21 protein-coding genes and 2 pseudogenes are annotated in these 19,099 nt (G+C 59.5%); 14 read left to right on the forward strand and 9 right to left on the reverse strand.

Features of this window, described 5'->3' with window-relative positions; all coding sequences use genetic code 11:
- The first annotated feature begins 81 nt into the window (after positions 1 to 81).
- From PSH91_RS20615 to PSH91_RS20645, 7 genes are all read left to right on the forward strand, one after another.
- Positions 82 to 654, forward strand: a complete 573-nt coding sequence (locus PSH91_RS20615) for an Rnf-Nqr domain containing protein (RefSeq protein ID WP_076383713.1) — start codon at positions 82 to 84, stop codon at positions 652 to 654.
- Positions 651 to 1,658 (forward strand): electron transport complex subunit RsxB, encoded by a 1,008-nt coding sequence (gene rsxB / locus PSH91_RS20620; protein ID WP_076383712.1) that lies wholly within the window; start codon positions 651 to 653, stop codon positions 1,656 to 1,658. Before PSH91_RS20615 ends, rsxB begins: the two co-directional genes overlap by 4 nt.
- Positions 1,645 to 2,631, forward strand: coding sequence for an RnfABCDGE type electron transport complex subunit D (locus tag PSH91_RS20625; protein WP_173406633.1), 987 nt, complete (start codon positions 1,645 to 1,647; stop codon positions 2,629 to 2,631). The genes rsxB and PSH91_RS20625 overlap by 14 nt, the downstream gene beginning before the upstream one ends.
- On the forward strand, positions 2,628 to 3,239 hold the full coding sequence (locus PSH91_RS20630) for an RnfABCDGE type electron transport complex subunit G (RefSeq protein WP_173406632.1): 612 nt from the start codon (positions 2,628 to 2,630) through the stop codon (positions 3,237 to 3,239). The genes PSH91_RS20625 and PSH91_RS20630 overlap by 4 nt, the downstream gene beginning before the upstream one ends.
- Positions 3,232 to 3,765, forward strand: coding sequence for an Rnf-Nqr domain containing protein (locus PSH91_RS20635; protein WP_047227011.1), 534 nt, complete (start codon positions 3,232 to 3,234; stop codon positions 3,763 to 3,765). Before PSH91_RS20630 ends, PSH91_RS20635 begins: the two co-directional genes overlap by 8 nt.
- Positions 3,762 to 4,400 carry an endonuclease III gene (gene nth, locus PSH91_RS20640; protein ID WP_047227012.1) on the forward strand — a complete coding sequence of 213 codons (639 nt, stop codon included), beginning with the start codon at positions 3,762 to 3,764 and terminating at the stop codon, positions 4,398 to 4,400. The genes PSH91_RS20635 and nth overlap by 4 nt, the downstream gene beginning before the upstream one ends.
- Positions 4,401 to 4,507: 107 nt before the next feature.
- Positions 4,508 to 4,690 carry a PA3496 family putative envelope integrity protein gene (locus PSH91_RS20645; RefSeq protein WP_047227013.1) on the forward strand — a complete coding sequence of 61 codons (183 nt, stop codon included), beginning with the start codon at positions 4,508 to 4,510 and terminating at the stop codon, positions 4,688 to 4,690.
- A 56-nt stretch (positions 4,691 to 4,746) separates the two neighbouring features.
- Here the strand turns inward: PSH91_RS20645 and PSH91_RS20650 are convergent, their stop codons facing one another.
- Positions 4,747 to 5,373: a response regulator transcription factor gene (locus tag PSH91_RS20650; RefSeq protein WP_047227014.1), complete on the reverse strand. Its 627-nt coding sequence runs from the start codon at positions 5,371 to 5,373 to the stop codon at positions 4,747 to 4,749.
- A 469-nt stretch (positions 5,374 to 5,842) separates the two neighbouring features.
- Here PSH91_RS20650 and PSH91_RS20655 point away from each other — a divergent pair.
- Positions 5,843 to 6,100 (forward strand): annotated as a pseudogene (locus PSH91_RS20655) (hypothetical protein); the annotation flags it as partial.
- 243 nt (positions 6,101 to 6,343) lie between these two features.
- Here PSH91_RS20655 and PSH91_RS20660 read toward each other — a convergent pair.
- Positions 6,344 to 7,561, reverse strand: coding sequence for an argininosuccinate synthase (locus PSH91_RS20660; RefSeq protein WP_024779511.1), 1,218 nt, complete (start codon positions 7,559 to 7,561; stop codon positions 6,344 to 6,346).
- 127 nt (positions 7,562 to 7,688) lie between these two features.
- Positions 7,689 to 8,651 carry an OmpA family protein gene (locus PSH91_RS20665; RefSeq protein WP_047227015.1) on the reverse strand — a complete coding sequence of 321 codons (963 nt, stop codon included), beginning with the start codon at positions 8,649 to 8,651 and terminating at the stop codon, positions 7,689 to 7,691.
- Positions 8,652 to 8,842: 191 nt separating this feature from the next.
- Here PSH91_RS20665 and pyrC point away from each other — a divergent pair.
- Positions 8,843 to 9,886, forward strand: a pseudogene (gene pyrC / locus PSH91_RS20670) (dihydroorotase).
- Complete coding sequence (gene rnt, locus PSH91_RS20675; RefSeq protein WP_047227017.1) at positions 9,883 to 10,560, forward strand: ribonuclease T; 678 nt, start codon at positions 9,883 to 9,885, stop codon at positions 10,558 to 10,560. The pseudogene pyrC and the gene rnt overlap by 4 nt, the downstream one beginning before the upstream one ends.
- Before the next feature lie 202 nt (positions 10,561 to 10,762).
- Here the strand turns inward: rnt and PSH91_RS20680 are convergent, their stop codons facing one another.
- The gene (locus tag PSH91_RS20680) at positions 10,763 to 11,365 is read right to left on the reverse strand and encodes a peroxiredoxin (protein WP_047227018.1); all 603 of its coding nucleotides are present in this window, start codon (positions 11,363 to 11,365) and stop codon (positions 10,763 to 10,765) included.
- 303 nt (positions 11,366 to 11,668) lie between these two features.
- On the opposite strand from PSH91_RS20680, the gene PSH91_RS20685 reads away from it, so the two are divergent.
- The gene (locus tag PSH91_RS20685) at positions 11,669 to 11,887 is read left to right on the forward strand and encodes a bacterioferritin-associated ferredoxin (RefSeq protein ID WP_047227019.1); all 219 of its coding nucleotides are present in this window, start codon (positions 11,669 to 11,671) and stop codon (positions 11,885 to 11,887) included.
- A gap of 199 nt (positions 11,888 to 12,086) precedes the next feature.
- Positions 12,087 to 12,560: a bacterioferritin gene (bfr, locus tag PSH91_RS20690; RefSeq protein WP_047227020.1), complete on the forward strand. Its 474-nt coding sequence runs from the start codon at positions 12,087 to 12,089 to the stop codon at positions 12,558 to 12,560.
- Positions 12,561 to 12,756: 196 nt separating this feature from the next.
- On the opposite strand, the gene grxD is transcribed toward bfr, so the two are convergent.
- From grxD to PSH91_RS20710, 4 genes are all read right to left on the reverse strand, one after another.
- Complete coding sequence (gene grxD, locus PSH91_RS20695; RefSeq protein WP_047227021.1) at positions 12,757 to 13,098, reverse strand: Grx4 family monothiol glutaredoxin; 342 nt, start codon at positions 13,096 to 13,098, stop codon at positions 12,757 to 12,759.
- A 99-nt stretch (positions 13,099 to 13,197) separates the two neighbouring features.
- Positions 13,198 to 15,306, reverse strand: coding sequence for a molybdopterin oxidoreductase family protein (locus PSH91_RS20700; RefSeq protein WP_076383710.1), 2,109 nt, complete (start codon positions 15,304 to 15,306; stop codon positions 13,198 to 13,200).
- A 131-nt stretch (positions 15,307 to 15,437) separates the two neighbouring features.
- Positions 15,438 to 15,725 carry a hypothetical protein gene (locus PSH91_RS20705; protein ID WP_047227023.1) on the reverse strand — a complete coding sequence of 96 codons (288 nt, stop codon included), beginning with the start codon at positions 15,723 to 15,725 and terminating at the stop codon, positions 15,438 to 15,440.
- A gap of 47 nt (positions 15,726 to 15,772) precedes the next feature.
- Positions 15,773 to 15,898, reverse strand: a complete 126-nt coding sequence (locus PSH91_RS20710) for a hypothetical protein (protein WP_305466632.1) — start codon at positions 15,896 to 15,898, stop codon at positions 15,773 to 15,775.
- Between the two features lie 194 nt (positions 15,899 to 16,092).
- Between PSH91_RS20710 and argF the strand changes: the two genes are divergently transcribed.
- Both argF and PSH91_RS20720 read left to right on the forward strand, forming a co-directional pair.
- Positions 16,093 to 17,013: an ornithine carbamoyltransferase gene (gene argF / locus PSH91_RS20715; protein WP_047227024.1), complete on the forward strand. Its 921-nt coding sequence runs from the start codon at positions 16,093 to 16,095 to the stop codon at positions 17,011 to 17,013.
- On the forward strand, positions 17,010 to 18,119 hold the full coding sequence (locus PSH91_RS20720; protein WP_305466634.1) for an ABC transporter ATP-binding protein: 1,110 nt from the start codon (positions 17,010 to 17,012) through the stop codon (positions 18,117 to 18,119). Before argF ends, PSH91_RS20720 begins: the two co-directional genes overlap by 4 nt.
- Positions 18,120 to 18,224: 105 nt before the next feature.
- Here PSH91_RS20720 and PSH91_RS20725 read toward each other — a convergent pair whose 3' ends face one another.
- Positions 18,225 to 19,034 carry a PhzF family phenazine biosynthesis protein gene (locus PSH91_RS20725; protein ID WP_047227026.1) on the reverse strand — a complete coding sequence of 270 codons (810 nt, stop codon included), beginning with the start codon at positions 19,032 to 19,034 and terminating at the stop codon, positions 18,225 to 18,227.
- Positions 19,035 to 19,099: the final 65 nt, after the last annotated feature.

Raw genomic sequence — 19,099 nt, forward strand, 5'->3', positions numbered from 1 at the left:
GGATTTTCATATCTGGCCCACCCTGACGGTGTGCCGGATAATGCCTAACCTCTAACGACAGGTTCTCGTTCCAGCACGCCCATGACCGAAATCGTTCTTACACTGTTCAGCGCCGCCCTGATCAACAACCTTGTGTTGCATTGGCCGCTGGGCGTCAATCCGCTGCTGGCGGCCAATGGAAGAAGGCAAGTCCACGCCCTGGGCCTGGCGACGACATGCCTGATGCTGATGGTCGGCACCTTGGGTTATCTGATCGATCGCTGGCTGCTGGTTCCGGCCAATCTGACCTCGCTGCGCCTGTTGGCATGGCTGTCCTTGAGTGTGTTGCTGATTGCACCGTTGCTGCACTGGCTGGGGCGCTGGCTGCCGACGCTGCCGTTCGATGGTTTGTGGCCACTGCTGCTGGGCAATGCCGGCATACTGGGCATCACGCTGATCAACAGCCGGAATGACCACGGCCTGGGCCTCACCGTCGCCGCGAGCCTGGGCGCCGGCCTGGGTTTCTGGCTGGTGTTGAGCCTGTTCGATGATTTGCGTCAGCGCACCTTCGATAACGATATCCCCAGACCCTTTCGTGGTCTGCCGATCCAGTTGATCGGCGCAGGGCTCATGGCGGTGGCATTTCTTGGATTGCGCGGGCTGGTCAAAGCATGAGTCTGATTCAACGTATCGACGCCCTGCTGCCGCAGACCCAATGCGGCAAGTGCGGCCACCCCGGGTGCAAGCCCTACGCCGAAGGCATCGCCCAGGGCGAACCGATCAACAAGTGTCCGCCCGGTGGCCGTGAAACCATCGCCGCCTTGGCCGAGCTGATGAAAGTGCCTGTGCTTGAGCTCGATACCAGCCGTGGTTCAGCCCCGGCGCAGATCGCCTTTATTCGCGAAGCCGAATGCATCGGCTGCACCAAGTGCATCCAGGCCTGCCCGGTAGACGCGATTGTCGGTGCGGCGAAGTTGATGCACACCGTCCTGGTCGACGAATGCACAGGCTGCGATCTATGCGTGGCGCCCTGCCCGGTCGACTGCATCGAAATGCACCCATTGCCCACGGCAACCGTGGTGCCGGTGGTCGGTGGCTTGGCCTTCAGCGTCGAAGAGCAGCAAGCGCGCACCGCCAAGCGCGACCATGCCCGGCGGCGCTTCGAACAGCGCAACGCACGTCTGCGCCGCGAAGAGGAGCAGCGTCTCGCCGAGCGTCTGGCCCGTACACAGCGCGCCTCACAGCCCCAAACCCAGTCCGTCGACCCCGTGCAAGCGGCACTGGAGCGGGTACGGGCGCAAAAAGCCGCCAACGCCGATGCGGCCTTGAAAAAAGCCAAGGTCGACCTGGCCATGAGCCGGGCGCAGTTGAACAAATCCTTGAAAGCATTCGGCCACCCGCCGACCTTCGAACAACAGTCGCAATTGATCGTGCTACAGCGCCAGTTCGAAGCGGCGCAACAAACCTTGACGCAATTGGAAGGGACGGTCCAGCCCACTGTTTCAACCCCCGCCCCCCCTCAAAGTGCCGAGCTGAAACGGGCCAAGATCCAATTGGCCATGCGTCGCGCCGAACTCAGCAAGGCCAGGGCCGCAGGGGCGTCGGATGAACAAATAGAGCCCCTGGAGCAAGCGGTGAAAGACGCCGAACGCCAGGTGGATGCTCATGTCGCTCCCTGAGCCCATGGACGAACGGCTGCGGCAGGCGATGCTGCGGGTGCTACTGGCGACACTGCCCGGCATTCTGGCGTTGACGTGGTTTTATGGCTGGGGCGTGGTGTTCAACCTGTTGCTGGCGGGCCTTAGCGCACTGGCCGTCGAAGCACTGGCGCTGCGCTTACGGCGCCGACCGCTCAAACCGGCACTCAACGATGGCAGCGCGCTGGTAAGCGCCACGCTGTTGGCGCTGGCCTTGCCGGCCTATTGCCCCTGGTGGCTGACCGTCACAGCCACGGCTTGCGCCTTGCTGTTCGGCAAGCACCTGTGGGGCGGCGTCGGCAATAACCCGTTCAACCCGGCGATGCTCGGCTACGCCCTGGTGCTGATCGCGTTTCCCCAGCAACTCAATCAATGGCCGGCACTTCACGGCATGAGCCTGTCCGACGGCCTGCAACAGGTGTTCGCGGTTCACCCTGGGCCTGATGGATGGGCAGCAGCAACGGCCCTGGACAGCCTGCGAATCAACAAAAGCCTGACCATCGATGAGCTGTTCGCCGCCAACCCGGCGTTCGGACGCTGGGGTGGGCGCGGCGTCGAGTGGGTCAACCTGGCGTTTCTGGCCGGAGGACTGTTCCTGCTGCACCAACGGGTGTTCAGCTGGCACGCGCCGGTGGGCATGCTCGCCGGCCTGTTCATCATCAGCTTGTTGTGCTGGAACGGATCGGGCTCCGACTCCAATGGCTCGCCGTTGTTTCATCTGCTCACGGGTGCGACCCTGCTCGGTGCGTTTTTTATCGTGACCGAACCGGTCTCGGGCGCCAAAGCGCCCCTCGCTCGCCTGCTGTTTGGCGCAGGCGTGGGACTGCTGACTTACCTGATCCGGACTTGGGGTGGTTACCCGGACGGCGTGGCGTTTGCGGTGCTGCTGATGAACCTCGGCGTGCCCGCACTGGAGCGCTTCGCCGAGGCGCGACACAGGCCGCAGCCCCTATGAAAAACTACCGTGGCGTTGCCATCCTGGCTTTGCTGATCGGTCTCGGCATTGGGGCCACTTACCTGACTCAGCTCAGCACCGCAGGGCGCATCAAGGGTCAGCAACAAGACCTTGCGAACCGAACCTTGCTCGACGTGCTGCCGACCGACCGATACGACAATCAGCCGTTGGCACAACCTGTCGTAACGACCCCGGTGACCTTGGCCCATAGCACGCTGCTGGGCGGATACCTGGCCACTCGCGCCGGCCTGCCCAGCGCAGTGTTGTTACGCAGTCAGGCCCTGGGCTATGAAGGCAGCATCCAACTGCTGGTCGCTATCGACCCGCAAGGGCGGTTGCTGGGCGTGAAAACCCTGCGCCAGTCGGAAACGCCCGGCCTGGGCGCGGCCATCGCTGACTGGCCAAATCCCTGGCTGCAATCCTTCAACGGTAAGTCGCTCCAGGCTCCCACCGACAGCGGCTGGGCGTTGAAAAAGGATCAGGGGCAGTTCGATCAACTGGCCGGCGCGACCGTCACGTCCCGATCAGTCCTGCAGGCTGTTCACGATGCACTGCGTTACTTCGACGAGCATCAGGCTCAACTGACCGGAGTGATCATTGATGAATAAGCCATTGCTCCTGACCCGCGGCCTGCTGCTCGTGCCCTTGGTCGGCGCCAGCGATTCGCTGGCAAACGCGCTGGGCTTATGGCTGGCCTGGGTACTGATCAGTGCCGGCCATGGCTTGGCCATGGGGCTGGTACGGTCCCACCTGACAGCGCCTCAGCGACTGCTCGCCTCCATTGTGCTGGCCGCCACCCTGACGGCTTGCGCAGGCCTGGTGGCGCAGGCCTGGATGCTGGAAATGTATCAGCCGCTGAGCCTTTACATTGGCTGGATCGCTTTGAGCTGCGTGGCGCTGGAGCATGACGACATCTTCGTCGGCTCACGCCTGCCCGAACATCTCAGGCTGGCAGGCGTGTTCGGCCTGCTGATGATCGGCTTGGGCGCCCTGCGCGAGCTGATTGGCAACGCAATATCACTGGCCTTGCTCGCCCCTGGCGGGTTTATTCTGCTCGGTCTGTTGCTGGCAGCGCACCAGGCCTGGACGGGCGCCAGCCCCCCTTCAACGATCGAGGAAACGCCGCGCCCATGAACGCCGCAAAACGCCTGGAAATATTCCGTCGCTTGCACGAAGACAACCCGGAACCGAAGACCGAACTGGCCTACAGCTCGCCGTTCGAACTGTTGATCGCGGTGATTCTGTCGGCCCAATCCACCGACGTCGGCGTCAACAAGGCCACGGCCAAGCTGTTCCCGGTGGCCAACACGCCGCAGGCGATTCACGCGCTGGGTGTCGAAGGGCTGTCCGAGTACATCAAGACCATCGGCCTGTTCAACAGCAAGGCAAAAAACGTGATCGAGACATGCCGCCTGCTGATCGAGCGCCACAACGGCGAAGTCCCACAGACTCGCGAAGCGCTGGAAGCGCTTCCAGGGGTCGGTCGCAAAACCGCCAATGTGGTGCTCAACACCGCATTTCGCCAACTGACCATGGCCGTCGACACTCACATTTTCCGCGTCAGCAACCGCACCGGGCTGGCGCCGGGCAAAAACGTGGTGGAGGTGGAGAAAAAGCTGATGAAATTCGTACCCAAGGAATTTCTACTCGATTCCCATCACTGGCTCATCCTTCACGGACGTTACGTCTGCCTGGCGCGCAAGCCCCGCTGTGGCAGCTGCCGGATCGAGGACTTATGCGAATACAAGCACAAGACCTCCGACGATTGAGGCGCTATTGCTTTTATTGATTTGTCGATTGAAAAAATCTTTTTTACCCGCCCGTGGTTTATCGATATAAGGAGCGCCAATGGCAGTTTAAGCCTGGAGTCGATCCCATGAGTGCTGACAAAGAACAACTGGATGTAGAAGACGATTTCATCGCCGTTGAGGCCGACGATGTGGAACCTGTGGTCGTCGAAACAGCGAAAACCAATCTGAGCAAACGTCGCACGATTGATAATCTGCTGGAAGAGCGCCGCTTGCAGAAACAACTGGCCGATTACGACTTTGACCTCTGACACGTAAAAGCCTCCCGAATGGAGGCTTTTTACTGAGTACGCGCGGCCGGAAAAACTCACACTAACCCGTTACGCTGCGCCAGTTCGATCAGATCAACCAGCGAGCGGGCATTGAGCTTCAACAACAAGCGTGTCTTGTATGTACTGACGGTCTTGTTGCTCAAGAACATCCCATCGGCAATTTCCTTGTTGGTCTTTCCGCGAGCCAGTTGCTGCAAGACCATCATCTCTCGCCCGGACAGTCGATCGACCATATCGGACTCGCTTGCGTTACCCAGACTCGAACGCACCGTATGCAGCGCCTGATTGGGGAAATAACTGTACCCCGACAGCACCGCCTTGATTGCACTGAGTAACTCGGTGAGGTCCTGCTGCTTGCACACATAACCGGCTGCCCCCGTCTGCATGCAGCGCATCGAAAAATGCCCAGGTGCCTGGGAAGTCAGCACCAGAACTTTCAAAGGTGAAGGGTTGGCGGTCAGGCGTGCGATGACCTCCAGTCCATCCAGTTTCGGAATGCCGATATCCAGAATAACGATATCAGGCATAAGTTCACGGGAAAGTTGCAACGCATCGACGCCATTATCGGTTTCGGCAATAACTTCATATCCATGACGCTCCATTAGCAAACGTACAGCAAGACGAATGACGGGATGATCATCCACGATCAGCACTTTATTCATGGGCAAATCCAACTTCGCTGTTCGAATTTTTAGAGCACGCACAATAGCCTAGTCAATTCTACCTTGGCATGCCGCCCCCCCTGACCGCTCGCACCGAGAGACGCAACCTACAAGCGATACAGAAAAATCCTACAAATCCCCTTGGAAATAATGCGCCATAAATTTGTTTACAGAGGCAAATGGATGCATCAGGGGATCCGCGCCCCTCTAAACAAGCGCTTTTTTCTGCATCCACCCCGTCCCCCAATAGCAAAAAAACACTCGCCTCATAAAAAGTAACTGAATTATTTACCAACACAACCACAAAGGTTTTATTTAAATAAAATTGAATTCACATAAGGAATAAGCGAAATTTATTCAATCCTATTCATGAGGAAACACCACGATCAATACCTTAACCGCGAACTCATCAATTACTCACACCTTCCTAATGCAATCACCGAGCCTGAATATGTTATGAGCATCCACCATGAACAAACCTTCGAAAATCATCACCAACCCCATGACGCTAATCGCTATATTCGCAACTTTGTCCGAGACTTCGGCAGCCATCTCCCTGCCTTTCCTCGACGATCAGGACCGTGAATACTATCTTTGGTTTCTGATCAGCTTTCCGTTCTATCTATTATTTCTTTTTTTTATCACCCTGAACTTTAACTATCGCTCGTTATATTCGCCCTCGGATTTTCGCAAGAGCAAACACTTCATGAAAATCATGGATGATTCGAGCTGTCGGCGCGCACGGTTTTCCCGCCGGGCGCCCAAGGGCAAAGGATGGCTGATCACTGTTCATCCACAGAAAAAACAGCGACGACTGTTCATTTTGGTTATCCCCCGGGCACCGGAAGGCCTGGCCGAGGCCGATCGATCCAAACGCGCAAAACAGCGCCACAACGAATGAGCAGCACAGGGGAAAGGGTCCCCCAAAAAAACGGCCTGCACATGGCAGGCCGTTTTCATGGAGCCAGGATCAGAACAGCTTGCGACCCTTGTTCGCCGCGATGCGCATGCGCAGGGCGTTGAGCTTGATGAAGCCAGCAGCGTCGGCCTGGTTGTAAGCGCCACCGTCCTCTTCGAAAGTCGCGATGTTGGCATCGAACAGGGAGTCGTCAGACTTGCGCCCAGTGACGATGACATTGCCCTTGTACAGTTTCAGGCGCACGACGCCATTCACGTTGACCTGGGAGGCATCGATCATCTGTTGCAGCATCAGACGCTCCGGACTCCACCAGTAACCGGTGTAGATCAGGCTGGCGTACTTGGGCATCAACTCGTCTTTGAGGTGAGCCACTTCGCGGTCCAGGGTGATCGACTCGATCGCGCGGTGAGCACGCAGCATGATGGTGCCGCCCGGGGTCTCGTAGCAGCCGCGGGACTTCATGCCGACATAACGGTTCTCGACGATGTCCAGACGACCGATGCCGTGTTCGCCACCGATACGGTTCAGGGTCGCCAGCACGGTGGCCGGGCTCATTTCCACGCCGTCCAGCGCGACGATATCGCCGTTGCGATAGGTCAGCTCCAGGTATTGCGGGGTGTCAGGAGCCTTCTCCGGGGAGACGGTCCAGCGCCACATGTCTTCTTCGTGCTCGGTCCAGGTGTCTTCCAGCACGCCGCCTTCATAGGAGATGTGCAGCAGGTTGGCATCCATTGAGTACGGGGATTTCTTCTTGCCGTGGCGTTCGATCGGGATGGCGTGCTTCTCGGCGTAGTCCATCAGCTTTTCACGGGACAGCAAGTCCCACTCGCGCCACGGCGCGATGACTTTCACGCCGGGCTTGAGGGCATAGGCACCGAGTTCGAAACGCACCTGATCGTTGCCCTTGCCGGTGGCACCGTGGGAAATGGCGTCGGCACCGGTTTCGTTGGCGATTTCGATCAGGCGCTTGGCGATCAACGGACGGGCGATAGAGGTACCCAGCAGGTACTCGCCTTCGTAAACAGTGTTGGCGCGGAACATCGGGAACACGAAGTCACGGACGAACTCTTCGCGCAGGTCATCGATGTAGATCTCTTTGACGCCCATGGCCTGAGCCTTGGCGCGTGCAGGCTCGACTTCTTCGCCCTGCCCCAGGTCAGCGGTGAAGGTCACCACTTCACAGTTATAAGTGTCCTGCAGCCACTTGAGGATCACCGAAGTGTCCAGGCCGCCGGAATACGCCAGAACGACCTTGTTTACGTCCGCCATGCCATCACTCCACGGGTTGTACGGAAAGCCGGGAAGTTTAACGTCCAGCGCGGATAATTTACAGGGGCGCGACAGCTTATGACGACGAAGCGACAGATTATGTCGAGCGCGCGACGATCCTCTCGGGTCAGGATGTCCGCGCGGCGGTGGCTGCAGTGGGCTGGGCCGGTGTCGCGGTCGGCGTCGGAGCCTTGGCAGGGGGCGCGGCGGGTGTAGCCTGCGGTGCCGGCGCTTCAGGCACCGCCACACGCTCCAGGCGCACGGCCACACGACGGTTCTTGGCGCGATTGGCGGCACTGGTGTTGGGCACCAGGGGGTAACGTTCGCCGTGGAACCGCACGGTGATCTGCGACTCTTGAAAGCCGTTGGCCTTGAAGAAGTCCTGGACCGCCAGGGCACGGCGACGAGACAGCTCACGATTGGTCAATCGATTGCCGCTATTGTCGGAGTGACCGTCGAGTTCGACATGGTTGACGGTCGGGTCGGCTTTGATGAAGTCGATCATCACCTGCAACTGAGCCTTGGCCCGGGCATCGAGCTCAACGCCTTCGCCGGGAAAGCCGATCTGGGATTGCTTCACCTGCTCGAAATTCTTCGGCAACAGTTTTGCCACGCAGCCCTGGTAATCACTGAAGGCCTTGTTGAAGCGCACGGGCAGCAGCCGGACTTCCGAAACCCGCCCGTCCCCCGTGTTACGCCGTACCACCGGGCTGCGCCCTTCCATCAGCCCGCTGATCAAGCGGCCCGCCTGGACCTGAGAGCTGTTGAACAGCACATCGCCGCTGCCGAGCCTGACCGAGCCCAGGTTGATGTCGCCCCGTCCCGGCTGCCAAGGCGCGGCGGCCGCCAGCAGGATGGCCGAACCACCACCGAGCATCGGGTTATGGGACTTGAGCCGGAAGATCGCCTGCTCGCCGGCCCGGCGCACAAATTCGCCGCTGCCGAAATCGGTGACCGGCTGACTCAGCCGGCACTCGAACTTGTCGCCTTCGACCGTCCACTCAATGCTCTCCAGACGGGTCTGGAAAGTGAGCGCCATGGCGGGAAGGCTGGCAAACACACTGAGCAAGGCTAAATAACGCTGGCGCACGGGCGGCTCCAATGGCTTTTATACAAAGATCGACACACGTTGAGAGTATGACGCCTGTCCGGGGCGCCTTACGGATTCGTGGCACACCTGTAGGAGCTATCGGTAACTTGCGCCAGAACTTGATAGCGGGTGCCTGAATCGGTCTTTTCCGGTAGCATTCCCCAGAGTTTGACCCGCCTGGAAGCCCCCCAATGTCCGACCGCCTGACCCTGCTGCGTCCCGACGACTGGCATATTCATCTTCGCGATGGTGCTGTGTTGACCCATACCGTCGCCGATGTCGCGCGCACCTTCGGGCGCGCAATCATCATGCCGAACCTGGTTCCGCCAGTGCGCAACGCCATCGAGGCCGACGGCTATCGCCAGCGAATCCTGGCCGCACGCCCGGCCGGCAGCCGTTTCGAACCGCTGATGGTGCTTTACCTCACCGACCGTACGCAGCCCGAAGAAATACGCGAGGCCAAGGCCAGCGGCTTCGTCCATGCCGCCAAGCTGTACCCCCCGCCGGCGCCACCACCAACTCGGACTCCGGCGTCACCAGCATCGACAAGATTTTCCCGGCGCTGGAGGCCATGGCCGAAGTCGGGATGCCGTTGCTGATCCACGGTGAAGTCACTCGTGGTCGACGTGTTCGACCGCGAAAAAATCTTCATCGATGAGCACATGCGTCGTGTCGTGGAGCGCTTCCCGACGCTCAAGGTGGTGTTCGAACACATCACCACCGGTGATGCCGTGCAGTTCGTCAACGAAGCCCCGGCGAACGTTGGCGCGACCATTACCGCGCATCACCTGCTGTACAACCGCAACCATATGCTGGTGGGCGGGATCCGGCCGCACTTCTATTGCCTGCCGATCCTCAAGCGCAACACCCATCAAGAAGCCTTGCTCGACGCTGCCACCAGCGGCAGCGCCAAGTTCTTCCTCGGCACGGACTCGGCGCCCCATGCCCGGCACGCCAAGGAAGCGGCCTGCGGTTGCGCTGGCTGCTACACCGCCTATGCCGCCATCGAGATGTATGCCGAGGCGTTCGAGCAGCGCAATGCGCTGGACAAACTCGAAGGCTTCGCCAGCCTCCACGGCCCGCGCTTCTATGGCCTGCCGGTGAACACCGATCGTATTACCCTGGTTCGCGACGAGTGGACCGCCCCCGCCAGCCTGCCTTTTGGCGAGCTGACTGTTATCCCGCTGCGCGCCGGTGAAAAACTGCGCTGGCGCCTGCTGGAGGAAAGTGTGTGAGTGAAGATCATTTCGACGACGAGCTGGACGGCAACGGTGGTTCGGGCGCTGCCCGTCACCCCATGGCAGCCCGCTTCCGGGGCTACCTGCCGGTCGTGGTCGACGTAGAAACCGGCGGTTTCAACTCCGCCACCGATGCGCTGCTGGAAATCGCTGCGACCACCATTGGCATGGACGAAAAAGGTTTTGTGTTCCCTGATCACACCTATTTCTTCCGCGTCGAACCGTTCGAAGGCGCCAACATCGAGGCGGCAGCCCTGGAGTTCACCGGGATCAAGCTTGATCACCCATTGCGCATGGCGGTGAGTGAAGAGACGGCCCTGACGGACATTTTCCGAGGCGTGCGCAAGGCTTTGAAGGCCAACGGCTGCAAACGGGCGATCCTGGTCGGCCATAACAGCAGCTTCGACCTGGGCTTTCTCAATGCCGCGGTGGCGCGCCTGGATATGAAGCGCAACCCGTTCCATCCGTTTTCCAGCTTCGACACCGCGACGCTTGCCGGCCTGGCGTACGGCCAGACCGTGTTGGCCAAGGCCTGCCAGGCGGCCGACATCGACTTTGATGGCCGTGAAGCCCACTCGGCCCGCTACGACACCGAGAAGACCGCCGAGCTGTTCTGTGGCATCGTCAATCGCTGGAAAGAAATGGGTGGCTGGCAGGATTTCGACGACTGATGTGCTGAGTAAGCATCAGGACGGTGCGAGCAAGGCTTGCCCGCGATGAAAACGACACGGTATCCCAGAGATACCGAGGCGCCTGTATCGCGAGCAAGCTTTGCTCCCACAGCTGTTTCTGGTGTTTTTAAACAATTGGGATAAATCCTTCCCCATAAAAAAACCGGCCCATCGAGGGCCGGTTTTTTTGTGCCTGTTGCGCTTACAGCTTGTCGCTGTGCTCGCCCAGGTAGGCGGCAACGCCTTCAGGGGATGCGGTCATGCCCTTGTCGCCTTTTTTCCAGTTGGCTGGGCACACTTCGCCGTGCTCTTCGTGGAATTGCAGCGCGTCGACCAGACGGATCAGCTCTTCCATGTTACGGCCCAGTGGCAGGTCGTTGATGATCTGCGAACGGACAACGCCCTTGTCGTCGATCAGGAACGCGCCACGGAAGGCCACGCCGCCTTCGGACTCAACGTCATAGGCCTTGGCGATTTCGTGCTTCATATCGGCAGCCATGGTGTATTTCACCTGGCCGATACCACCAGCGTTGATAGCCGTGTTGCGCCAGGCGTTGTGGGTGAAGTGCGAGTCGATCGAAACGGCAACCACTTCAACGTTGCGGGCCTTGAAGTCGTCCATGCGGTGATCCAGCGCGATCAGCTCGGATGGGCAGACGAAGGTGAAGTCCAGCGGGTAGAAGAACACCAGGCCGTATTTGCCTTTGATGGCCGAGGACAGGGTGAAGCTGTCGACGATTTCGCCGTTGCCGAGCACGGCCGGGACGGTGAAGTCAGGGGCTTGTTTGCCTACGAGTACGCTCATTGGATATCTCCTGGTGAATAACGTGAAAACAAGGTCCGGGCCAGCCTGCCACCCTCAGGCGACAGCCCTGTGACACGAACCCGCTTGCAAGGGCCGATCATCATACACCGCGAATTTGGACTGTCTTCAACGGTTTTTCGGCGAGTCCAAAAATCCTTTCCCTTGGCATGCCCCCTCATTGGCCCTGGATAAAAAACCGTTCGTCAGCTCTGGCCCAAGGGTTTCAGAAACCACTTTGACAATCATTCTCGTTAACATTAAGATCCGTCTCAATTGAGTCACAACCAGCGACGGTTCTTACTTATGTATGTTTGCCTCTGCACTGGCGTCACCGACGGACAAATCCGCGAAGCGATCTATGAAGGCTGCTGCAGCTACCGCGAAGTCCGCCAAGCCACCGGCGTAGCCAGCCAATGCGGCAAATGTGCGTGCCTGGCCAAGGAAGTGGTTCGCGAAACCCTTGCCAAAATGCAAACGGCCCAGGCCTCGATTCCCTATCCGGTAGAATTTACTGCCGCTTAAATCCAGCTTCTTGAAGAACCGGGCTCAATGTCCGGTTTTTTTATGCCTTTAAATCAAGCGCTTAGCCTCTAGACGCGGAACACAAACATTCTTATTCCGATTAATTTTCATTTATTATTCAATAACTTAGGTTTGACACTCGTCAGTGCGCGGCTCAAACTCAGCCCTATACACAGCTATTACAGGGCAGGCCCTCACCATGAAAGGCGACGTTACAGTCATCCAGCATCTCAACAAGATCCTCGCCAATGAGCTGGTCGCGATCAACCAATACTTCCTGCATGCGCGCATGTATGAGGATTGGGGCCTGAACAAGCTGGGCAAGCACGAGTACCACGAGTCCATCGACGAGATGAAACACGCGGACAAGCTGATCAAGCGCATCCTGTTCCTCGAAGGTCTACCGAACGTCCAGGACCTGGGCAAGCTGCACATCGGCGAACACACTCAGGAAATGCTCAAGTGCGATCTGACGATCGAGCGTGCCGGCCACGCCGACCTGAAAGTCGCCATCGCCCATTGCGAGAGCGTTGGCGACTTCGGCAGCCGCGAACTGCTTGAAGACATCCTCGAGTCCGAGGAAGAACACATCGACTGGCTGGAAACCCAACTGGGCCTGATCGACAAAGTGGGTCTTGAGAACTACCTGCAATCGCAGATGGGCGAAGAGTAACTTCCCCAAAAGCAAGCCAATAAAAAGCCCCGCCCTCTTTCCAGAGGCGGGGCTTTTTATTGCCTGGATTTCCAGGCCACAGCGCAAAACCTTTGTGGGAGCGAGCCTGCTCGCGATAGCGGTCTATCAGTCACAACACGTTGACTGACACGCCCTCATCGCGAGCAGGCTCGCTCCCACATTGTTTGTCCGTGAATCAGGCTTCTGTCTTGTTCGCAGCCGCTTTTTCGGCAGCAGCCTTGATCGTGGCCTGCAAAGAGCCGTCGGCCGCCATCTCGGTCATGATATCGCTACCGCCGATCAGCTCACCGGCCACCCACAGTTGCGGGAAAGTTGGCCAGTTGGCGTACTTGGGCAGGTTGGCGCGGATTTCCGGGTTCTGCAGGATGTCCACGTAGGCAAACTTCTCGCCACACGCCATCACAGCCTGAGCAGCCTTGGCCGAGAAGCCGCACTGTGGCGCATTCGGCGAGCCTTTCATGTAAAGCAGGATGGTGTTGTTGGCAATCTGGTCTTTAATCGTTTCGATGATATCCACGGAGCACCTCGGCTTAAACTTTGCGACTTCAGTTGTCGACACGGTGGCGCATTGTAACGGAAAGCCGAGCACGCTGCTCGGTCTCCCCGAGAGACAAATTCACGCAGCCACCACCTTCACCGGAACCCCATTGAGCGCTGCATTGCCAGACAACTCATCCAGCTGACAGTCATCGGTCAGGTCATTGGCGCTCGAACCGGGTTGGGCGCTGGCAATGGTCATCTGCACGCCCGGCCGGGCATGGCCCCAACCGTGGGGCAGGCTGACCACGCCTTTCATCATGTCCAGGCTACCCTGCACCTCGACTTCAAGCATACCCACCCGCGAACTGACTTTCACCCGCTGCCCGTCGCTCAACCCGCGACTGCTCAGATCCTCCGGGTGCATCAGCAATTGATGACGCGGCTTGCCCTTCACCAGGCGGTGGAAATTGTGCATCCAGGAGTTATTGCTGCGCACATGACGTCGGCCAATCATCAGCAACTCATCCGCCTGTGGTGCCTGCAACCCGGCAAAGCGCGTGAGGTCGGCAAGAATGACCGCCGGTGCAGCCTGCACTCGCTGGTTTTCGGTTTTCAAGCGTGGCGCCAGGTTGGGCTTGAGGGCGCCCAGGTCGATGCCATGGGGATGGTCGAACAAGGTCGCCAGGGACAGCTTATGCGGCGAGGCATCGCCATAGGCGCCGGCACGAAGGCCGAAATCGATCATTTGCGCCGGCGGCATGGTCGGCTTGAGTTCCTTGCCGGTTCTGGCAGCGAAAGCCTTGGCCAGTCCGACGAAAATTTCCCAGTCGTGCAGCGCCCCTTCGGGCTTGGGCAGGATCGCCCGGTTGAAACGGGTCACGTTGCGCACCGCGAACAGGTTGAACGTGGTGTCGTAATGGTCGTTTTCCAGGGCCGAGGTGGATGGCAGGATCAGGTCGGCGTAGCGCGTGGTTTCGTTGATGTACAGATCGACGCTGACCATGAACTCCAACCCGTCCAGCGCCTGCTCCAGTTGCCGTCCGTTGGGAGTGGACAGCACCGGGTTGCCCGCCACGGTGACCAGCGCACGAATCTGGCCTTCGCCCTCGGTGAGCATTTCCTCGGCCAGAGCCGAAACCGGCAACTCGCCCGCGTACTCGGGACGCCCGGACACCCGGCTTTGCCAGCGATTGAAATGCCCTCCCGAGGTGGTCGCAACCAGGTCCACCGCAGGCTCCGTACACAGGGCCCCACCGACCCGGTCAAGATTGCCGGTCACCAGGTTGATCAGCTGAATCAGCCAGTGGCACAGCGTGCCGAACGCCTGGGTCGAGACGCCCATCCGCCCATAACAGACCGCTGAAGGCGCGGCAGCGAAGTCCCGGGCCAACTGCCGAATCTGCGTAGCTGGCACAGCACAGAGCGGGCTCATCGCTTCAGCCGTGAAGGTCGCGACGGCCTGGCGCACGTCTTCCAGGCCATCCACCGGCAGGTGACTGTCACGGGTCAAGCCCTCGCTGAACAGGGTATTGAGCACACCAGACAGCAAAGCGGCATCGCCACCCGGGCGCACGAACACATGCTGGTCGGCAATAGCCGCCGTTTCGCTGCGACGCGGATCGACCACCACCACTTTACCGCCACGGGCCTGGATCGCCTTGAGGCGTTTTTCCACGTCCGGCACGGTCATGATGCTGCCATTGGAGGCCAGCGGGTTGCCGCCCAGGATCAACATGAAGTCGGTGTGATCGATGTCCGGTATCGGCAACAACAGGCCGTGACCGTACATCAGGTGACTGGTCAGGTGGTGAGGCAGTTGGTCCACCGAAGTCGCCGAAAATCGGCTGCGCGTCTTCAGCAGGCCCAAAAAATAGTTGCTGTGGGTCATCAGCCCATAGTTATGCACACTGGGATTGCCCTGGTAGACCGCTACCGCGTTCTGACCGTGGCGTTCCTGGATGCCCGCCAGACGTTCGGCCACCAGCGCGAAGGCATCGTCCCAGGCAATAGGCTGCCACTCGCTACCGACCCGGCGCATGGGCTGGCGCAGGCGATCCGGATCGTTCTGAATATCCTGCAGCGCTACCGCCTTGGGGCAGATGTGGCCGCGACTGAAGCTGTCCAGTGGATCGCCCTTGATCGACGTGATCGCCAGGCCCTGGCCTTCGGTCTCGGTGGTTTCAAGGGTCAAGCCACAGATGGCTTCGCACAGATGGCACGCACGGTGGTGGAGAGTCTTGGTCATGGCCAGCCTCTATTTTATTCGTAACGGGCGCTTTCGGCCGCGGGAACAAAACTATGGCGCGTGATCCACCCCTGCGCCAGCGACGTTCGTCCTGTGAATTGCCGTGCATCAGGCCCGCCGATGCAGTGAGCTCAAGGCTGCTCGGAAGGCGGCGCCAGCAACTGGATTTCCTCGATGGTTTCCACTTGCTCGTGAGCAATGGGCACGCCCGTCAACTCTCCGATCAATCGCCAATGCTCGTCGAGCCCGCTGCTGATGGTGGCCATGCGATCGATCATGCGTCGACCTGCTGCCTTGGTCACCTCGTCATCGCTGCGCAGCAACTCGAATGACATGGACGTCACCGAGGCGGTCAGGTGAGTCAGGGAGCGCGCTGTCAGCCCCAGTAGTTCCATCAGTTGTTGCTCTTTCGAATCCATTTCGGGGCTCCTGCGTCTGAGGTTCATTTATAACCCAGGCCCTGGCATTAGGAAATATTCACGCCCAGGAACAGGCCGGCCAAATCATTCAATAACACCCCGGTTTGATTGCCAAGCTGCGCAAGGCCGGTGTACAAATGGGTGGCTGCTGTCAGGAAACCGGCTTCATACATGTCTTCGCCAACCTGCTATGACCTCGCTGAAATCCCCTAAAACTGTAGCCCTATTGGTAAGACGCGACATTTCCTTATAAGATCGCGCCTTCCCCTATTTCGTCGCCCCGTGCGGCTTTTGCCGCAGGTCTCGCCCGTTTTTTCATGAAACAAGGCTTTGAGCATCTGCGATCAGTGACAAAAGGTAGTCAATCATGAGCGCAAGGCACTTTCTCTCCCTGATGGATTTCACGCCCGACGAGTTGCTCGGCGTGATCCGTCGAGGCGTGGAGCTCAAGGACCTGCGTAATCGCGGCGTACTGTTCGAGCCCCTGAAAAACCGTGTGCTGGGGATGATCTTCGAGAAGTCATCGACCCGCACCCGTATTTCTTTCGAAGCCGGCATGATCCAGCTCGGCGGCCAGGCAATCTTCCTGTCGCCCCGCGACACCCAGCTGGGCCGTGGCGAACCGATCGGCGACTGCGCCATCGTCATGTCGAGCATGCTTGATGCGGTGATGATCCGTACCTTCGCCCACAGCACGCTGACTGAGTTTGCGGCGCACTCGCGCGTACCGGTGATCAATGGTCTGTCCGATGACTTGCACCCCTGCCAGTTGCTGGCCGACATGCAGACGTTCCTCGAACACCGCGGCTCGATCCAGGGCAAGACCGTGGCCTGGGTCGGCGATGGCAACAACATGTGCAACAGCTATATAGAAGCCGCGATCCAGTTCGACTTCCAACTGCGCATCGCCTGCCCGGAAGGCTACGACCCCAGTGCCGAACTGGTGGCCAAGGCCGGGAGCCGGGTGACCATCGTCCGTGATCCGAAACAGGCCGTGGCCGGCGCGCATCTGGTGAGCACTGATGTCTGGACCTCCATGGGCCAGGAAGAAGAAACCGCCAAGCGTCTGAAACTGTTCGCGCCACTTCAGGTCAACCGCGCCCTGCTCGACCTGGCGGACGCTGACGTGCTGTTCATGCACTGCCTGCCGGCCCATCGCGGCGAGGAGATCAGCGTCGACCTGCTGGACGATCCACGCTCCGTGGCATGGGATCAGGCAGAAAATCGCCTTCACGCACAAAAGGCCTTGCTCGAGTTTCTGGTCGAGCCGGCGTACCACCACGCATGAGCCATACCCTGCTACTGAACCTGCAGAACCTGACTTGCGGTTATCAAAACCAGCGCGTCGTCCAGAACCTCAACCTGCACCTCAATGCCGGGGATATCGGTTGCCTGCTCGGCTCGTCCGGGTGTGGCAAGACCACGACGCTGCGAGCCATCGCCGGTTTCGAACCGGTACAGGAAGGTGAGATCCAGCTGGCGGGGGAAACCATCTCCCGCGCCGGTTTCACCCTCGCCCCGGAAAAACGCCGCATCGGCATGGTATTTCAGGACTATGCGCTGTTCCCTCACCTGAGCGTGGCGGAGAACATTGCGTTTGGCATTCGCAAGCATCCGGACAAGGACCGCGTGGTCGAGGAACTGCTGGAGCTGGTCAACCTGAAGAGCTTGGGCAAGCGCTTTCCCCATGAACTGTCCGGGGGTCAGCAACAACGTGTGGCCCTGGCTCGCGCCCTGGCGCCGGAACCGCAATTGCTGCTGCTCGACGAACCGTTCTCCAATCTCGATGGTGAGCTCAGACGCAAGCTCAGCCATGAAGTGCGGGACATTCTCAAGGTCCGCGGCACCAGCGCGATTCTGGTAACCCACGATCAGGAAGAAGCCTTCGCGGTGAGCGACCATGTCGGGGTATTCAAGGAGGGTCGGCTGGAACAGTGGGATACGCCCTACAATCTGTACCATGAACCGCTGACGCCATTTGTCGCCAGCTTCATTGGCCAGGGTTACTTCATTCGCGGCCAGCTCGACAGCCCGGAATCGGTGCAAACCGAGCTGGGTATCCTGCGCGGCAATCGGGCCTACACCTGGCCCATCGGTGGTGCGGTGGATGTGCTGCTGCGCCCGGACGATATCGTCTACGCACCGGACAGTCCGCTCACAGGCAGGATTGTCGGCAAGACGTTCCTGGGGGCTTCAACCCTGTATCGCCTGCAATTGCCGACCGGAGCGCAGCTGGAATCCATTTTCCCAAGCCATGCCGACCATCTGGTGGGGGACCACGTCGGCATCCGCGTAGCGGCTGAACACTTGGTGCTGTTCCAGGCGTCAGGGAGCACGGCGGCCCATATACCCCCCGTGGAAAGCGGCGTGCGGCGCTACAGTACTGCCAGCTAGAAGCAATTGTGGGAGCGAGCCTGCTCGCGATGGCGTAGGCATATTCAGCATCGATGCAAGCTGAACCAACGCTATCGCGAGCAGGCTCGCTCCCACATTTTGACCTCAGAGATTTGAGATGAGGTTACCGGCTCCCCCCAACATCAACGTCCCACTGGCCACCAACGTCGCATTCCCGCCAATCTTCACCCGCTCTCCCTCAAGTCGGCAGAACAGTTCGCCGCCCCTGGCCGAGCACTGATAAGCCGTCAGCCCCAGCTTGCCCAAGCGCCGAGACCAGTAAGGAATCAGGCTGCAATGGGTCGAGCCCGTGACCGGATCTTCATTGATGCCAATCGCCGGGGCGAAATAACGCGAGACAAAATCATGCCGGCTTCCCGGCGCAGTCACGATTGCGCCCGGCCACGGCAGCTTCGCCAGGGCCGCCATGTCCGGCTTGCAATCGAGCACCGCCTGCTCCGACTCCAGCACGACGAACAGTTCGTTGGAGCTCAACACGTCCACCGCTTCCACGCCCAGGGCAGCCTGGACCACAAGGGATGCACCCAACTCGCTAGGGACGATGGCTGGAAAATCCAGCCATAGCCGATCACCTTCGCGAGTGACGCTCAACGCCCCGGATCGACAGATGAAGTCCAGTCGCTCGACGGTTTCGTGATAGACCTCGAACAGCACATGGGCGCTGGCCAAGGTGGCATGCCCGCACAACGGTACCTCAGTGGTGGGCGTGAACCAGCGGATATGCCAATGCTGGCCTTCACGCACCAGAAAGGCCGTTTCAGCCAGGTTATGTTCGGCGGCGATCCTTTGCATCAAGTCATCGGCCAGCCAGGCGTCGAGCCGATAGACCATCGCCGGATTGCCGCCAAACGGCCGATCACTGAACGCATCGACTTGATGAAACGCAAGCTGCATGGCACTTCTCCTTGTTATTGATGCATGAGCATGAGTGCCCAGCTACTGCTTTTCCAGTGACAGAT

The organism is Pseudomonas sp. FP1154, assembly GCF_030687245.1.
In the GTDB taxonomy this organism is placed as follows: domain Bacteria; phylum Pseudomonadota; class Gammaproteobacteria; order Pseudomonadales; family Pseudomonadaceae; genus Aquipseudomonas; species Aquipseudomonas rhizophila.

Excerpts from the sequence above, each read along its gene's own strand:
- PSH91_RS20630 (WP_173406632.1), top strand. The coding sequence starts at position 2,628 with ATGAAAAACTACCGTGGCGTTGCCATCCTGGCTTTGCTGATCGGTCTC.
- PSH91_RS20700 (WP_076383710.1), bottom strand. The coding sequence starts at position 15,306 with ATGACCAAGACTCTCCACCACCGTGCGTGCCATCTGTGCGAAGCCATC.
- PSH91_RS20680 (WP_047227018.1), bottom strand. The coding sequence starts at position 11,365 with ATGAGCGTACTCGTAGGCAAACAAGCCCCTGACTTCACCGTCCCGGCC.
- PSH91_RS20625 (WP_173406633.1), top strand. The coding sequence starts at position 1,645 with ATGTCGCTCCCTGAGCCCATGGACGAACGGCTGCGGCAGGCGATGCTG.
- argF (WP_047227024.1), top strand. The coding sequence starts at position 16,093 with ATGAGCGCAAGGCACTTTCTCTCCCTGATGGATTTCACGCCCGACGAG.
- PSH91_RS20615 (WP_076383713.1), top strand. The coding sequence starts at position 82 with ATGACCGAAATCGTTCTTACACTGTTCAGCGCCGCCCTGATCAACAAC.
- PSH91_RS20645 (WP_047227013.1), top strand. The coding sequence starts at position 4,508 with ATGAGTGCTGACAAAGAACAACTGGATGTAGAAGACGATTTCATCGCC.
- PSH91_RS20725 (WP_047227026.1), bottom strand. The coding sequence starts at position 19,034 with ATGCAGCTTGCGTTTCATCAAGTCGATGCGTTCAGTGATCGGCCGTTT.
- PSH91_RS20710 (WP_305466632.1), bottom strand. The coding sequence starts at position 15,898 with ATGTATGAAGCCGGTTTCCTGACAGCAGCCACCCATTTGTACACCGGC.
- nth (WP_047227012.1), top strand. The coding sequence starts at position 3,762 with ATGAACGCCGCAAAACGCCTGGAAATATTCCGTCGCTTGCACGAAGAC.
- rsxB (WP_076383712.1), top strand. The coding sequence starts at position 651 with ATGAGTCTGATTCAACGTATCGACGCCCTGCTGCCGCAGACCCAATGC.
- PSH91_RS20720 (WP_305466634.1), top strand. The coding sequence starts at position 17,010 with ATGAGCCATACCCTGCTACTGAACCTGCAGAACCTGACTTGCGGTTAT.
- PSH91_RS20650 (WP_047227014.1), bottom strand. The coding sequence starts at position 5,373 with ATGAATAAAGTGCTGATCGTGGATGATCATCCCGTCATTCGTCTTGCT.
- PSH91_RS20685 (WP_047227019.1), top strand. The coding sequence starts at position 11,669 with ATGTATGTTTGCCTCTGCACTGGCGTCACCGACGGACAAATCCGCGAA.
- PSH91_RS20705 (WP_047227023.1), bottom strand. The coding sequence starts at position 15,725 with ATGGATTCGAAAGAGCAACAACTGATGGAACTACTGGGGCTGACAGCG.
- bfr (WP_047227020.1), top strand. The coding sequence starts at position 12,087 with ATGAAAGGCGACGTTACAGTCATCCAGCATCTCAACAAGATCCTCGCC.
- PSH91_RS20635 (WP_047227011.1), top strand. The coding sequence starts at position 3,232 with ATGAATAAGCCATTGCTCCTGACCCGCGGCCTGCTGCTCGTGCCCTTG.
- PSH91_RS20660 (WP_024779511.1), bottom strand. The coding sequence starts at position 7,561 with ATGGCGGACGTAAACAAGGTCGTTCTGGCGTATTCCGGCGGCCTGGAC.